A 13,894-nucleotide genomic window follows, 5' to 3' on the forward strand; every position below is an offset into this window, starting at 1 on the left:
CCATCTCAGTGCCTGACCTCGTAGGTCTGGCCGGCGGCCGGATCGGGGTCGGCGATGAGGTCGTGGCTGGCGGCATGCGTGACCGTGGCGGTCACGAGGTCGCCGGGACGCGGCATGGGGCGCCCCTCGGGAACGCCCACATGCACGAGCACACCCGTGCGCTCGCGTCCGGTCACGCGGTGCGTCAGGGCGTCCTTCTTGCCCTGCTGACCCGTCACAAGCACCTCGACGTCCCTGCCTTCGAAGCGTGACATGATGTCGGCTGTGATGGCCTCCTGGACATCGTGGAGGCGTTCGAAACGCTCCTGCGTCACCTCGTGCGGCACCTGCTCCATGACGGCGGCCGGCGTGCCGGGGCGCGGCGAGTACTCGAAGGTGTAGGCGTTGGAGAAGCGCGCCTGGCGCACCACGTCGAGCGTCTGCTCGAAATCCTCGTCGGTCTCCCCCGGGAAGCCCACGATGATGTCGGTGCTGATCTGCGCGTCGGGCATGGCCTGGCGCACCTTGTCGAGGATGCGCAGGAAGCGGTCGCGCCGGTAGCTGCGGTGCATCGCGCGCAGGATGCGATCGGAGCCCGACTGCAGCGGCATATGCAGCTGGTGCATGACGTTCGGCGTCTGCGCCATGGCCTCGATGACATCGTCGGTGAAAGCCGCCGGATGGGGCGACGTGAAGCGCACGCGCTCCAGGCCCTCGATCTGCCCGCAGGCGCGCAGAAGCTTGGAGAAGGCGAAGCGGTCGCCGCTGGCGTAGCCGTAGGAGTTCACGTTCTGCCCCAGCAGCGTGACCTCCTTGGCGCCCTGGTCGACGCAACGCTGCACCTCCTCGAGCACGTCACCGGGACGGCGGTCGCGCTCGCGGCCTCGCACGGAGGGCACGATGCAGAAGGTGCATGTGTTGTTGCAGCCCACCGAGATGGCCACCCACGACGACACCTTCGAGGCGCGGTCGACGGGCAGATTCGAGGGGAAGTAGTCGACGGAGTCGAGGTCGGAGAACACGCCGACCTGCGGCCCCTCGCCACGGCGGGCGGCATCCAGCATGCCCGGCAGCTCGCCGATGTTCTTCGTGCCGAACACGGCGTCCACCCACGGGGCGCGCCTGACGATGCGGTCGCGGTCCTTCTGCGCCATGCAGCCGCCGACGGCGATCTGCAGATGCGGGTGGGTGCGCTTGAGGTCGGCCCACTGGCCGACGGTTCCGTACATGCGCTCGGTGGCGTTCTCTCGCACGGCGCAGGTGTTGAGGACGAGCAGGTCGATGTCGCGTCCCTCGATCTGCTCGGGCGTGGCGGGTACGTACCCGTCGGCCTCGAGGACCCCGGCGATGCGCTCGGAGTCATGCACGTTCATCTGGCATCCCAGCGTGTGGATGGCGAACACGCCCTTGCCCCGGGCCGGGGCGGCGTGCGTGGCGTCGGACGGCGCGGATACGGAGGCGCGCTCTTCGTCGGTCATCATGTCTTCGTTCATGACTCACGATGATACGTCCGCGCCGGCGCGCAACGCCAGACGGGGCGGGAAAGGACGCTAGACAAAGACGACAGGGACGCCGGGCCGCCCGCCCGTCGCCGCCTCCACATGCCGTCCGCCTGCTTCCCTCCATGCACACGGTTCTGCGCTACGATGGAGGGGACATCGTTTTGCGCCGCGCCGCGGTCCCTCCGCCGGCAGCCGGCGCGCGATCGGACGCATGCCTCTGATTACATGTGCATGATCGGACGCATGCATGATAGGAAAGGAAGAATCGTGGCAGACAACTATCCGTACCAGGCGAACGACCCCGCCACGGGCTTCGCCGCCTCACCGGCGCAGACCCCCGCCTACGCCGCGCAGTATGCGCAGCAGCCGTACGCGGGAACCGCGTCGGGCGCACAGATGGCCAACGCGCAGATGGCCAACCCCACAGCCGTGTTCGTCGCCCAGAACAACGCGATCACGCGCACCTACCTCGAGATGACCATCGCCCTCGTCATCACGGCCCTCACCTCGTGGGCCACGTATGCCAGCGGCATCGTCACGTCCATGAGCACCGACACTCTCGGCGTCACCATGATCGTGCTCGCCATCGTCGAAATCGCGCTGGCCTTCATCATCCCCCGCGTCGCCGAGAAGCTCAACGCAGGCGTCGCACGCGCCCTGTTCTACGGATTCGCGGTGCTTAACGGCCTGACGCTGTTCTCGATCTTCTACTATTACGACATCACCTCCATCGCGCTCGTGTTCCTTATCACCGCGGGCTTCTTCTTCGCGCTGACGATGCTCGCGCTGACCACGCGCAAAAGCATGCTCGGCCTGGGCCCGATCCTGCTGACCGCGCTTATCGTGCTCATCATCGCCGAGATCGTGCTCATGTTCGTCGTGCCCTCGGACGGCGTGACCAAGCTCATCGCCGCCATCGGCATCGTGATCTTCGCTGGCTTCACCGCCTATGACACGCAGGCCATGCGCGCCGTCTTCGCGCACTGCGGCTCCGACACCAAGAGCATCGAAAGCTACTCGGTACTGTTCGCGCTGTCGCTGTACCTCGATTTCATCAACCTGTTCCTCTACCTGCTGAGGCTGTTCGGCAGCAACAAGTGATGCGGCGGACGCGCGGATTCGCACCGCGCGCAGACCGCGTATATGCGACGGCGGGGCGCTTCTTTCGGGAGGCGCCCCGCCGTCGTTTGCGATGGTGTCGTGTGCGTTGCCGTCGTTTTCTATATTGTCTGGCTACCACAGAAGGCCGATGACGAGGAACACGATGGCCGCGACGAGCTCGATGCCGCCGAGAAGCAGGAAGGTCTTGGTCATCGAGGACGACGGGCACATGCGGATCACATACGCGCGCGACGGTTTGTCCGGGTCGTAGAACACCGGCACGCGGCGCCCTTCGGGGAAGGGCTCGGCCAGCGCGTTGCCCATGCGCTCGCGCGGGGCGTCGGAGAAATCGTAGACCTTCAGCCCGTCGGGAAGGTCGTCGATGTCGGTGATATTCGTGCGCTGCAGGCGGTGGCCGTCGCGCGTGCCGTCGCCCTTGACGGTGCTCGCCGTATAGGAGGCGAAGGTGGGGCCCGTCACCGTGTGGCTCTCCCCCGCCACGTGGTACGCCACGACGGGCAGGAAGGTGGAGCCGGTGATCTGCTGGGACGTGGAGTAGCCGGTCACCTTCCCCTCCGTGCGCTCGGTGCAGTGCGAACGCAGCATCGAGTCACGGCGCCAGCGGCCGATGCCCATGCCCAGGCAGAAAACGGAGCCGGCGAAGATAATCGCCGCGAACCAGAACAGAAACGTGCTGAAAACCATGGAAGCCTTTCGGGTCTTTCGAACGGATGCCACGGCGCCGCAGGGCGCCCGCACCGAGCATAGGCCATGCGACTGGGAGGACGCGGACGTATTCCATGCGCGGCGCCGCAGGGCGTCACGATGCCGGTACGGAACGCCAATGACGGCGACGCGACACGCCGGATTTGCGTCATCGGGCGGGATTCGGTATCTTTACATCTCGTTGCGCACGACGCACATGCGGACATAGCTTAGTTGGTAAAGCGCGACCTTGCCAAGGTCGAGACCGCGGGTCCGAGTCCCGTTGTCCGCTCCCTCAAAATGCCGGCTTTTGCCGGCATTTTTCATATCCGCGGTTCCCTTCGTAAGTTCCCTTCGTATCCGTGCTCCCCATCGTGTTTCCGCCGCGCCTACCCCGTCGCCGCCTTCTCCTTCGCTTTCTCTCGACGGCACGGCGCCTAGCGCTTCCGAACCCAGCCGTGCGGCATGAGGTACAGCGCGAACGCCGCCATGTAGATCTGCGTGAGCTGCGTCACCATTTCCTGCGTCGTCTGCGGCAGCGCGCCATGCAGGTAATGGCCCACCACGTCCATCGTCAGGTCCACCAGGAACTCGGCGTACAGCGCCAGCTCCCCGCGGTGCCCCGGATTACGCGCGTCGAGGATGTCGACGCAGATAGGAATGAGGCCGCCCCTGACGGCAGATGACAGGCACGCCCTGTTCTGCTGGTCGTCGACGAAAACGTGCGTGAGCAGAAGCGTCCGATCGCGGTCCACGGCCTCGATCAGCCTTCGTAGAAAGCTGCCGGGATGCCGCGGGTTCATGTCGTCGGCGGCCTCGAGCATCGTGGCGCGCGTGCGTTCGAGTACGGCGCCGATGAATTCCTCGAGCAGGTTGTCCGTGGAGGAGAAATGCGCGTAGAAGGTGTTGCGGGCCAGGTCGGCGCGCCTGGTGAGCATGGTCACCGTGATCTGCGGGAACGGCAGCTCGTTGAGAAGCACGGCCAGGGCATCGTTGAGAAGCGCGACGGAACGCGCGGCATTCCTGTTCGCGTTGCCCGCGCAATAGCGGTTCTTCACGACGTACCGGCGCCGCTCGTTGGGCCGCATCCGACGTGCCACAGCAGAGGGATCCCGGAAGTGCACGGCCTGCGGCTTCGCAGGTTGCGCCGGGGCACACTGCGCCGGCGGGCCGACGGATTCGGATTGGGCGGACGGCTGCCGCTGGGCGGATCTCGATGCCGCTGTCTGCTGGCGTGCCCGGCGCGATGGCGCGCGTCGGGACGATGACCGCCTGGCGGATGGCTGCGCCCGGTACCGTGGCGCGGACGATGGCTGGTCGGCACCCTGTGCGGCTGAAAAGGAAGCCGAGGACGGCGTCTGCGCGCCGTCGCGACCCGCGTTGCCCACTGTTTCGTTGCGCCTCGTTCCGTTGCGCCCAATGCCGTTGTGCGCAGTGTCGTTGTGCGCTGCGTTGCGCTCTGTGCCGTCGTGTGCTGCGTCGCGTGTCGCGCGTTGTCTGCCGTGCTGTCCTCTGGCGGCGTCCATACGATTCCCCCAATCCTGCGACTGCCATGCCCGTCATCGGGCACCCGCATGCCCCGGCCGCGCCGGATTCGCGTCCGTCACGCCCGTTGCGTCCCGGTCTTCCGGGCCGTCCATTCAGATTCCCACTCTACCTGCCCGCCGTGGGAGGAGCCGGGAACGACACGCCGGAAGTTCCTTCTGACGGTGAAATCCCACGCCGCTTTTGCAATAAGTCCAAACCCCACGTACACTATGTGTGTGATCAGCGGTGAATCTGATTGGTTCCTTTCTCTCCCTCACCAACACCGTCTGACACCGGGTTCGTGCGGGACCGTCGAGGCGATTCTCTTCCCATCTATCCCCGACTCGCGGTACCCAAGTCCCAGTGCTTCATCGCTGTGGACACACCCCCGAGAAATCAGGGGGCGCTCGCATCCCTAGAGCGCCCCCATCTTCATACTTATCCCTACTTATAGAGAACCCCAAACCTAGAGCGCGGAGACGATTCCGCCCCGCTCCCCGCCAACAGTGCCTCTCACTGGCACGGAACCGACCAGCGAGACCGACCGTTGGCTGGCCATGGATGATCGGGCGCTACACTCCCCGAGTCCAGACTGTGGAACCAATAACAGAGGACCGGTCTTCGCACAACGAGGCGCGGATATGCCATGATGGAGGCGGCGAATCGTCCGCACGGAAGGAACGACATGGAACTCAAGCAGCTGCGATACTTCTACGACGTACTGCGCCTGCACAGCTTCACGATGGCGGCGCGCGCCAACCACGTGTCGCAGTCGGCGGTGTCGCAGAAAATCAAGGCCCTCGAGCAGGAGATGGGCGTCGAGCTGCTCAACCGCCAGGGCCGCGAGTTCAGCGCCACGGCTGCCGGCACGAGGATGTTCGAATATGCGCAGTCGATCCTTGCAGCGTCGCAGGAGGCGATCGAGGATGTCAAGCGCACGGCGGCCGGCCAGGCGCTTCCCCGTTTCACCATCGGCATCCTCGCCTCGCGCAAGATCTGGGAGCCGGTGGCCGCCGCGTCGATGTTCGCACAGGCGCATCCCGAAACGGACGTCGCGATGCGCTTCGGCACAAGGATCCAATTGCAGCGCTCGCTGCTCAATGGCTCGATCGACGTGGTTTTCGCGGATTCCGGCAGCACCTTCGCGGACTATTTCGCCACAAGCACCGTGGCCACGCGCTACCCCACCATCGAAATCGCCCGCTCCGTCATCGCAGGTCTGCCGTCCACCACGCTGGTGCCGGCGATCGATGAGGTGGGCGTCGGCCCGCTTTCCGAGGTGGCGTGCATCATGCCGGTTCTGACGGATGACGAGGCGCAGCAGATCGCGCCGGACTGGGACCCGGGCATAGAACCCGAGCCCGCGCCGCTGTCCCCGTCCATGCGCATCCTTGGCCGAGACACGCGCGACACCGAGAAACTGCAGACGCGTCTGCTGCCGGACGGAACGTACACCGTGGTGCGCAACCCCGGGGTCGCCACACCGGACGCCGAAGAGGACGGCGACGATGACCGGCCCGAGCTGAAACCGACGGCGCATGCGATCCGCACCGTGGAGCAGACGTATCTGCGCACGATGCTCGGCTTCACCTCGCCCATCACCGAGGCCCCGAGCCATATCGAGGCGCACCGGATGGTGGCGGCTGGCCGCGGCTTCATGGTGTCCGAATCACCCCGTCCGGTGCGCGGACACGGCGCGCTTATCCGCTATGTGCCGCTGGTGGACGCCAACGGCCCCATCAGGCACGAGTACATGCTCATCGCTGTGCGCGGGCACGGCGGAACGCATGCGGAGGAATACGAGAAGATGCTGCGCCAGATTTTCATCGACTCGCAGAGCTGACGATTTTCCCAACGCTTGTAGCCACGATTTTCGCTACGATGGCCGCGCCACCATCCCGGCCGGCCACGCGCGCCGAAGCACCCGTCGCGGAACGCATAAGGGGTGGTGACACACAGTGTCACCACCCCTTGTTCATGCCTGCAATCCGCGGCGTGTCGCCATGCGACCGGCTCATGCGGCGTGTCGCCAGGCGGCCGGCTGCATGGCCTGCCGGTCAGGAGGCCGCACCCTCCCCCGCCGACCGGTCCTTGCCGTAGATGTCGGGGATGAACCGGTGCTGGTCGTGGAGCTTGCCCCAGAGCACGACGGTGCCTTGGGCGAGCGAGGCGCGCACGTCGATGACGCGCTGGTTCCTCGACCCGCGGAACTGCAGGAGGGAGTCCTTCTGCGCGGCGATGAACCGACCGTCCACGAGCACGTCGACGTAGTCGAGCAGTTCGCGCTTGTCGGGCGTCTCGCCCGGACGCATCAGCTCCTCCCACGTGTAGCCGGTCCAGCACCAGATGTCCTTGGTGTGGCCGTATTCCTCGCGCAGACGGCGCACGAGGCGCAGCAGCATCGGCGTGTTGAGCATGGGCTCGCCGCCGAGAAGGGTCAGGCCCTGGATGTAATGCGGCTTGAGGTCGGCGATGATGGCGTCCTCGAGCGCATCCGTGTACGGGTGTCCCGCCTGGAAATCCCAGATCGACGAGTTGTAGCACTCGAGGCACCGGAACGGGCAGCCGCTGACGTACAGGGAGTTGCGGATGCCCTCGCCGTCGGTGACGACCATGCGCTTGTAGTCGGCCACGATGGACCGGCTCAGTTTGCGTCCGTCCCACTGGCCGGCAGCAGGGTTGTTGCTGCTCGCGTACGGGACGCCGGGCCCGCGCCCCGGCTCGCCGTCGGCGAAGTCGCGCCACGAGGCCTTGTGCCGGCGCCCGGCCTCCGCCTCGGTGCGGATCCATCCGTCGCCTTCGGAGACGATGGACGGATCGGCGCCGGAGGAATCGGAGGCCAGGCCGGACGCACCGGCGACGCCGTCGGAATCGTTGAGATCGCTCACTTCTTCCTCGGCTTTCCGACTACTGCTCGTCCTTGTCGTCCCACCACGTCTTGCTCGTGCCGTCGGCCAGGGTCACGTGGCCGGTCTCGCCCTCCATGTGCTTGACGCGATGCGCAATCTCCTCGTGGCGGCCGTGCACCATCGGACGCTGCACCGGGTTGCCCAGATAGCCGCACGTGCGCTTGGTCACGTTGCACTTGTCGGGATCGCAGTTGCCGCACTCCGGGCACTTGAAGCCATCCTCGGTGGGCTCGAAGTCGCCTTCGTAGCCGCACACGAAGCAGTGGTCGATCGGGGTGTTCGTGCCGAGGTAGCCGATGCCGATCTGGTAGGCGTAGTCCCAGACGGCCTCGAGGGCCTTCGGGTTCTGCTGCAGGCTCGGGAACTCGCAGTAGTTGATGAAGCCGCCGGCCGCGTAGTACGGGAAGTCCTTCTCGTAGTCGAGCTTCTCCATCGGGGTCGGGCGCAGCCACACCGGGTAGTGGAAGCTGTTGGTGTAGAAATCGTGGTCCGTCACGCCGGGCACCTTGCCGAACTTCTGCTGGTCCATGCGGCAGAAGCGGTCGGTGAGGCTTTCGGCGGGCGTGGAGTACACGGAGTAGTGGTAGCCCTCTTCCTTGGCCCACTTCTTGCACAGCGCATCCATGCGGCGCACGATCTCGAGGGCGAACTCCTTGCCGTCCGGGTCCCACGTGTGGTCGGTCATCCAGTCCTTGCCGTAGAACACGCTCGTGGCCTCGTACAGGCCGATGTAGCCCAGGGAGACGGTCGCGCGCTCGTTGCGGAAGAGCTGGTCCACGGAGTCGGTCGGCTTGAGGCGGCCGAAGGCGCCGTACTGGAACAGCGTCGGGGCGTTGATCGGCGTGGCCTGCTTGCAGCGCATGATGCGGAACTGCAGGGCGTGGTGGGCCACGGCCATGCGCTCGTCGAAGATATGCCAGAAACGGTCCTTGTCGCCGCGGGATTCGAGCGCGATGCGCGGGATGTTCACGGTGACGACGCCGAGGTTCATGCGGCCGTCCTCGACGTCCTTGCCCGTCTTGGGGTCGGTCCAGCCCTGGAGGAAGGAGCGGCAGCCCATCGGAGCCTTGAAGGATCCGGTGATCTTGACGATGTTCTCGTAGAACACCACGTCGGGGTACATGCGCTTGGTGGAGCACTCGAGGGCGAGCTGCTTCATGTCGTAGTTCGGGTCGCCCGGGTCGGCGTTGAGGCCGTGCCTGATGGTGAACACGAGCTTGGGGAAGATGGCGGTGTGGCGGTCCTTGCCCAGGCCGCGGATGCGCACGAGGAGGATGGCGCGCTGGATCTCGCGGGCGAACCACGAGGTGCCTAGGCCGAAGCCGACGGTCACGAACGGCGTCTGGCCGTTGGACACGCGGTTGGAGTTGATCTGGTACTCCATCGTCTGCATGGCGTCGTAGATGTTCTTGCGCGTCATGATCTTGGCGTAGATCTGACGCAGCTGCTCGAGCTCGGACACCGTGCCGTCGAAGGGCACGTCCGGCTCGATGGTCTGGCCCTCCTCGAGGTGCAGGCCCTTGGGCTCGCGCTCGCGCATCTGCTCGACGAGGCGGCGGGCGGCGTCGACGGGCATGCCGTCGGGCATGATGAGCTCGGCCATGTCGAGGTTCTTGCGGTAGTCGATCTGCGCGTAGCGGCTCATCATCTCGTCGCAGCGGTTGACGGTCTGGCCGCCGTACTGGGAGCTGGCGATGTCCTTGATGATCTGCGTGATCTGCGTGGCGGCGGTCATGATGGACTTCGGGGAGTCCATCATCGCGTTGCCCAGCGCGAAGCCGTGCTCGAGCATGTCGCCGAAGTCGGGCAGGGAGCAGTTGCTCTGCGCGGTGAACGGCGAGTAGTCGGCGTCGTGGAAGTGGATGTCGCCCTTCATATGCGCGTTCGAGACGTCCTTGGGCAGCATGCTGAAGGCCGTGGCTTTGCTGACGGCGCCGGCGAGCAGGTCGCGCTGCGTGGCATAGACGTTGGAGTCCTTGTTCGCGTTCTCGCGCACGAGGGATTCGTCGCGGGAGGTCAGGCGCTTGACGGCCTCGTTGATGTCGGTGGCCTTGGAGCGCTCGATGTCGCGGTTGAGACGATACGACGTGTAGGCGCGCGCGACGTCGTACTCGTGCTCGTTGATGAGCGCGTGCTCGACGAGGTTCTGGATGTCCTCGATCTTGACGGGCTTGGTGTAGCGGTCGGAGATCTCCGATTCGACCTGATCGACCATGGCGTTGATGACGCTGCGCTCCTGGCCGCCGATCGGCTTGTTGAGCTCCTTGTAGGCCGCCGCGATGGCGTTGTAGATATTCACCGGGTCGAAGTCGACGATGCGACCGTCGCGCTTCTCGACCTTGATTCCGGTCGCGCCGGTGCCGTCAAGCACACCGACGCCGCCCGACTTATCGTCGATGGCGGTATCCGTCAGCACATTGATCTCCATGTCTCCTCCTGGTTTCGGTGTCGTTCCCGGGATTGGGCCGCCCGGTGTCGGCCGGCGCTCAGCGCGCGCCGCGCAATGCCATGTTTGTTTGGCAAGGAATACAATAGCGCAGCCCGAAGCGGAAAAGAACCCACATATAGGCCACGGTTTTTGCCCCTCCCCTACATCTAGTGTTTTCATGGGATTGAGAATTCCGGCGTTTCCGCGAGAACAGGCGGCGCTCCCCTCTGGCACGATTCCTATATGTGGTTTTCCGGCCTGCGGCGAAAATCGTCTCCCTAGGGCGTGTCGTGCCGTCGAACCCCAGATATAGGGGTTTGCGCTCGCACGAGGTATCACCGATGGTGCCGCGGACACAGACGACGGCGCCTTGGACACCATCTCGCCGGATGCCCCTGCGACGTCCGAAAAGGCCCCGAGAAACGCGCGGGAGCCCCGGGAGGCATGCAAGAGAGGCATTCGGGGCACCTGGGCCCTCCGGAGGCATGCAAGGGCCCCGCACCCGTCGCACGGACGGATGCGGGGCCCTGGAAAGCACGAGGCCGGCACGTGGCGCCCTTGGGGTGCCGCCGACCGGCGCGGGACGCGCCTACTTGCCCTGTGCCATGAGGTTGCGCAGCACGTACTGGAGGATGCCTCCGTTGCGGTAGTAGGCGGCTTCGCCGGGCGTGTCGATGCGCACGGTGGCCTCGAAGCTCGTCACGGAGCCGTCGGCCTTCGTGGCAGTCACCGTGATGGTGCGCGGCGTGGGGCCGTCGTTCATGGCCTCGAGGCCCTCGATGGCGTACGTCTCGGTGCCGTCGAGGCCGAGGCTTTCGACGGACTCGCCCTCGGGGAACTGCAGCGGGAGCACGCCCATGCCGATGAGGTTCGAGCGGTGGATGCGCTCGAAGCTGCGCGCGATGACGGCCTTGACGCCGAGCATCATCGTGCCCTTGGCGGCCCAGTCACGGGACGAGCCGGTGCCGTACTCCTTGCCCGCGAGCACCACGAGGGGCACGCCGGCCTTCTTGTAGTTCTGCGCGGCGTCGAAGATCGTGCTCGGCGCGCCGGTGGTGAAATCGTAGGTGTAGCCGCCGGGGGTGACCTCCTCGCCCACCGAGGCGAGCAGCTGGTTGCGCAGGCGGATGTTGCCGAAGGTGCCGCGCACCATGACCTCGTGGTTGCCGCGGCGCGAGCCGTAGGAGTTGAAGTCGCGCGGCTGCACGCCGTGCTCCACGAGGTACTTGCCGGCGGGGCTCGACGCCTTGAAGGCGCCGGCCGGCGAAATATGGTCGGTGGTCACGGAGTCGCCGAGCAGGGCGAGCACGCGCGCGCCGGAGAAATCGGCCACGGGGTCGGGCTTGGCGCCCATGCCGTCGAAGAAGGTCTGGCGGCGCACGTAGGTGGAGTCCGGGTCCCAGGCGAACAGCTCGCCGTCGGGCACGTCAAGGCCGCGCCAGCGCTCGTCGCCGTCGAACACGGAGCTGTAGTCCTTGACGAACATCTCACGGCTCAGGGAGGAGGCGATGGTCTGGGCGATGTCGGCGTTCGACGGCCAGATGTCGCGCAGGAACACGTCCTTGCCGTCCTTGTCCTGGCCGAGCGGCTGGGTCTCGAAGTCGAAGTCCATCGTGCCGGCCAGGGCGTAGGCGATGACGAGCGGCGGCGAGGCCAGGTAGTTCATCTTGACGTCCGGGCTGATGCGGCCTTCGAAGTTGCGGTTGCCCGAGAGCACCGCCGTGACGGCGAGGTCGTTGTCGTTGATCTCCTGGGAGATGGCCGGGTCGAGCGGGCCGGAGTTGCCGATGCAGGTGGCGCAGCCGTAGCCGACGAGCTGGTAGCCCAGCGCGTCGAGGTCGTCCTGCAGGCCGGACTTGCGGTAGTAGTCGGTGACGACCTGGGAGCCCGGGGCGAGGGAGGTCTTGACCCACGGCTTGGGCTTGAGGCCGAGACGATGCGCGTTGCGCGCGAGCAGGCCGGCGGCGATCATGACCGACGGGTTCGACGTGTTCGTGCAGGAGGTGATGGAGGCGATGGCCACATCGCCGTTCTTGATGTCGAAGTCGCCCTTGGCCGGCGAGGAGACGGGCACGTCGCCCGTGGCCGTGCGGTCGGTGACGTAGGCGGGCAGCGTCTTCTCGAAGGTCTGCTTGGCGTCGGACAGCAGGATGCGGTCCTGCGGGCGCTTGGGGCCGGCGATGGACGGCTTGACGGTGCCCAGGTCGAGCTCCATGTACTCGGAGTAGGTCGGCTCCACGTACTCGGGGTCGGTGGTGTCGCCCCAGAGCCTGTTGGCCTTCGCATAGGCCTCGACGAGGGCGATCTGCTTCTCGCTGCGGCCGGTCAGGCGCAGGTAGTCGAGCGTGACCTGGTCGATCGGGAAGATGCCGCAGGTCGAGCCGAACTCGGGGCTCATGTTGCCGATGGTGGCGCGGTTGGCCAGCGGCACGGAGGCGACACCCGAACCGTAGAACTCGACGAACTTGCCGACGACGCCGTGCTGGCGCAGCATGTCGGTGATCGTGAGCACGACGTCGGTGGCGGTGACGCCCTCGGGAATCTCGCCCGTGAGCTTGAAGCCGACGACGCGCGGCACGAGCATGGAGATCGGCTGGCCGAGCATGGCGGCCTCGGCCTCGATGCCGCCCACGCCCCAGCCCAGCACACCCAGGCCGTTGACGGTGGTGGTGTGCGAATCGGTGCCGACGCAGGAGTCGAGGTAGGCGAGGGTGGAGTCGCCCTGCTGCTTGGTCATCACGCATTTGGCGAGGTACTCGATGTTCACCTGGTGGATGATGCCGGTCCCCGGGGGCACCACGCGGAAGTTGTCGAAGGCCTGCTGGCCCCAGCGTAGGAACTGGTAGCGCTCCTTGTTGCGGCGGTATTCGATGTCCATGTTCTGTTCGATGGCGTTCGGCACACCCGCCACGTCGATCTGGACGGAGTGGTCGATGACCATCTGCGCGGGAACCTGCGGGTTGATGACCTCGGGGTCGCCGCCGAGGTCCTTGACCGCGTCGCGCATGGTGGCGAGGTCGACGATGCACGGCACGCCGGTGAAATCCTGCATGACCACGCGGCTCGGCGTGAACTGGATCTCGTGGCTCGGCTCCGCGTCGGCGTCCCAGTCGAGAAGCGCCTTGACGTGGTCGTCGGTGATGTTCTCGCCGTCGATGTTGCGCACGAGGTTCTCGACGAGAACCTTCAGCGAATACGGCAGATGGTCGATGCCGGGAAGATTCGCGATCGAATAATAATCGAACGCCTTCCCGCCGACCTCGAGCCGGGCAAGCTGTGTATCGCGATAGGACATAGGGCCTCCGTTTGTTTGAATGTTCCTTACCATTATGGCCCATGCCGCGCATTATGTCGGACGATGGACGCATGGCGGAACGCTGCGCGTCGGACACGGCGCGCGACGGGCGACGGAGAGGCAGGCGGTACGATGGCCGCATGCACTGGGGTCACAGCTTGAGGATGTCGAAGAAATCCCACATGCGGAAGAACAGCGTGGTGTTGGAATCGTCCGAGAAGAAGGCGACATCGTTGTTCGGCCCCATCGCCATGAACGCGGCGAACAGCAACGTCACCATGCACAGTGCGCCAAGCAGGCGGTATCGCCGCAGCGACGGCGTCAAGCTGCGCCAATTCGGACGAGCACCCCTGGGCATGGCCTTCGTCGTAGACGGTCATCACCTCGTGCAGGGCGCATGCGGAGTCGGATTTCTCGGTCAGCTCAGGGGCGCCGTCCGCCCTCTGCC

At 65.9% G+C, this 13,894-nt stretch carries 9 protein-coding genes and 1 tRNA gene; 3 read left to right on the forward strand and 7 right to left on the reverse strand.

Annotated features, from left to right (window positions below):
• Positions 1-5: 5 nt before the first annotated feature.
• The gene (gene miaB, locus PSRA_RS00705) at positions 6-1,472 is read right to left on the reverse strand and encodes a tRNA (N6-isopentenyl adenosine(37)-C2)-methylthiotransferase MiaB (RefSeq protein ID WP_094659941.1); all 1,467 of its coding nucleotides are present in this window, start codon (positions 1,470-1,472) and stop codon (positions 6-8) included.
• A 276-nt stretch (positions 1,473-1,748) separates the two neighbouring features.
• Here miaB and PSRA_RS00710 point away from each other — a divergent pair, with 276 nt between their 5' ends.
• On the forward strand, positions 1,749-2,582 hold the full coding sequence (locus PSRA_RS00710) for a Bax inhibitor-1/YccA family protein (RefSeq protein WP_158216274.1): 834 nt from the start codon (positions 1,749-1,751) through the stop codon (positions 2,580-2,582).
• 132 nt (positions 2,583-2,714) lie between these two features.
• On the opposite strand, the gene PSRA_RS00715 is transcribed toward PSRA_RS00710, so the two are convergent.
• Positions 2,715-3,287 carry a DUF3592 domain-containing protein gene (locus PSRA_RS00715; protein ID WP_094659943.1) on the reverse strand — a complete coding sequence of 191 codons (573 nt, stop codon included), beginning with the start codon at positions 3,285-3,287 and terminating at the stop codon, positions 2,715-2,717.
• 219 nt (positions 3,288-3,506) lie between these two features.
• Here PSRA_RS00715 and PSRA_RS00720 point away from each other — a divergent pair.
• Positions 3,507-3,579 (forward strand) — tRNA-Gly (locus tag PSRA_RS00720).
• 145 nt (positions 3,580-3,724) lie between these two features.
• On the opposite strand, the gene PSRA_RS09285 is transcribed toward PSRA_RS00720, so the two are convergent.
• Positions 3,725-4,387 (reverse strand): TetR/AcrR family transcriptional regulator, encoded by a 663-nt coding sequence (locus PSRA_RS09285; RefSeq protein WP_158216275.1) that lies wholly within the window; start codon positions 4,385-4,387, stop codon positions 3,725-3,727.
• A 1,112-nt stretch (positions 4,388-5,499) separates the two neighbouring features.
• Between PSRA_RS09285 and PSRA_RS00730 the strand changes: the two genes are divergently transcribed.
• A complete protein-coding gene (locus PSRA_RS00730; RefSeq protein WP_158216276.1) occupies positions 5,500-6,657 on the forward strand; it encodes a LysR family transcriptional regulator in 1,158 nt (385 codons plus the stop codon).
• A 214-nt stretch (positions 6,658-6,871) separates the two neighbouring features.
• Here the strand turns inward: PSRA_RS00730 and nrdG are convergent, their stop codons facing one another.
• From nrdG to PSRA_RS09070, 4 genes are all read right to left on the reverse strand, one after another.
• Positions 6,872-7,600 carry an anaerobic ribonucleoside-triphosphate reductase activating protein gene (nrdG, locus tag PSRA_RS00735; protein ID WP_094660029.1) on the reverse strand — a complete coding sequence of 243 codons (729 nt, stop codon included), beginning with the start codon at positions 7,598-7,600 and terminating at the stop codon, positions 6,872-6,874.
• Between the two features lie 121 nt (positions 7,601-7,721).
• On the reverse strand, positions 7,722-10,151 hold the full coding sequence (nrdD, locus tag PSRA_RS00740) for an anaerobic ribonucleoside-triphosphate reductase (RefSeq protein ID WP_094659946.1): 2,430 nt from the start codon (positions 10,149-10,151) through the stop codon (positions 7,722-7,724).
• Positions 10,152-10,740: 589 nt separating this feature from the next.
• On the reverse strand, positions 10,741-13,446 hold the full coding sequence (gene acnA, locus PSRA_RS00745) for an aconitate hydratase AcnA (protein WP_094659947.1): 2,706 nt from the start codon (positions 13,444-13,446) through the stop codon (positions 10,741-10,743).
• 151 nt (positions 13,447-13,597) lie between these two features.
• Positions 13,598-13,804: a hypothetical protein gene (locus PSRA_RS09070; RefSeq protein ID WP_143516281.1), complete on the reverse strand. Its 207-nt coding sequence runs from the start codon at positions 13,802-13,804 to the stop codon at positions 13,598-13,600.
• Positions 13,805-13,894 lie beyond the last annotated feature (90 nt).

Origin of the sequence: Pseudoscardovia radai (assembly GCF_002259605.1) — a bacterium.
GTDB lineage: Bacteria > Actinomycetota > Actinomycetes > Actinomycetales > Bifidobacteriaceae > Pseudoscardovia > Pseudoscardovia radai.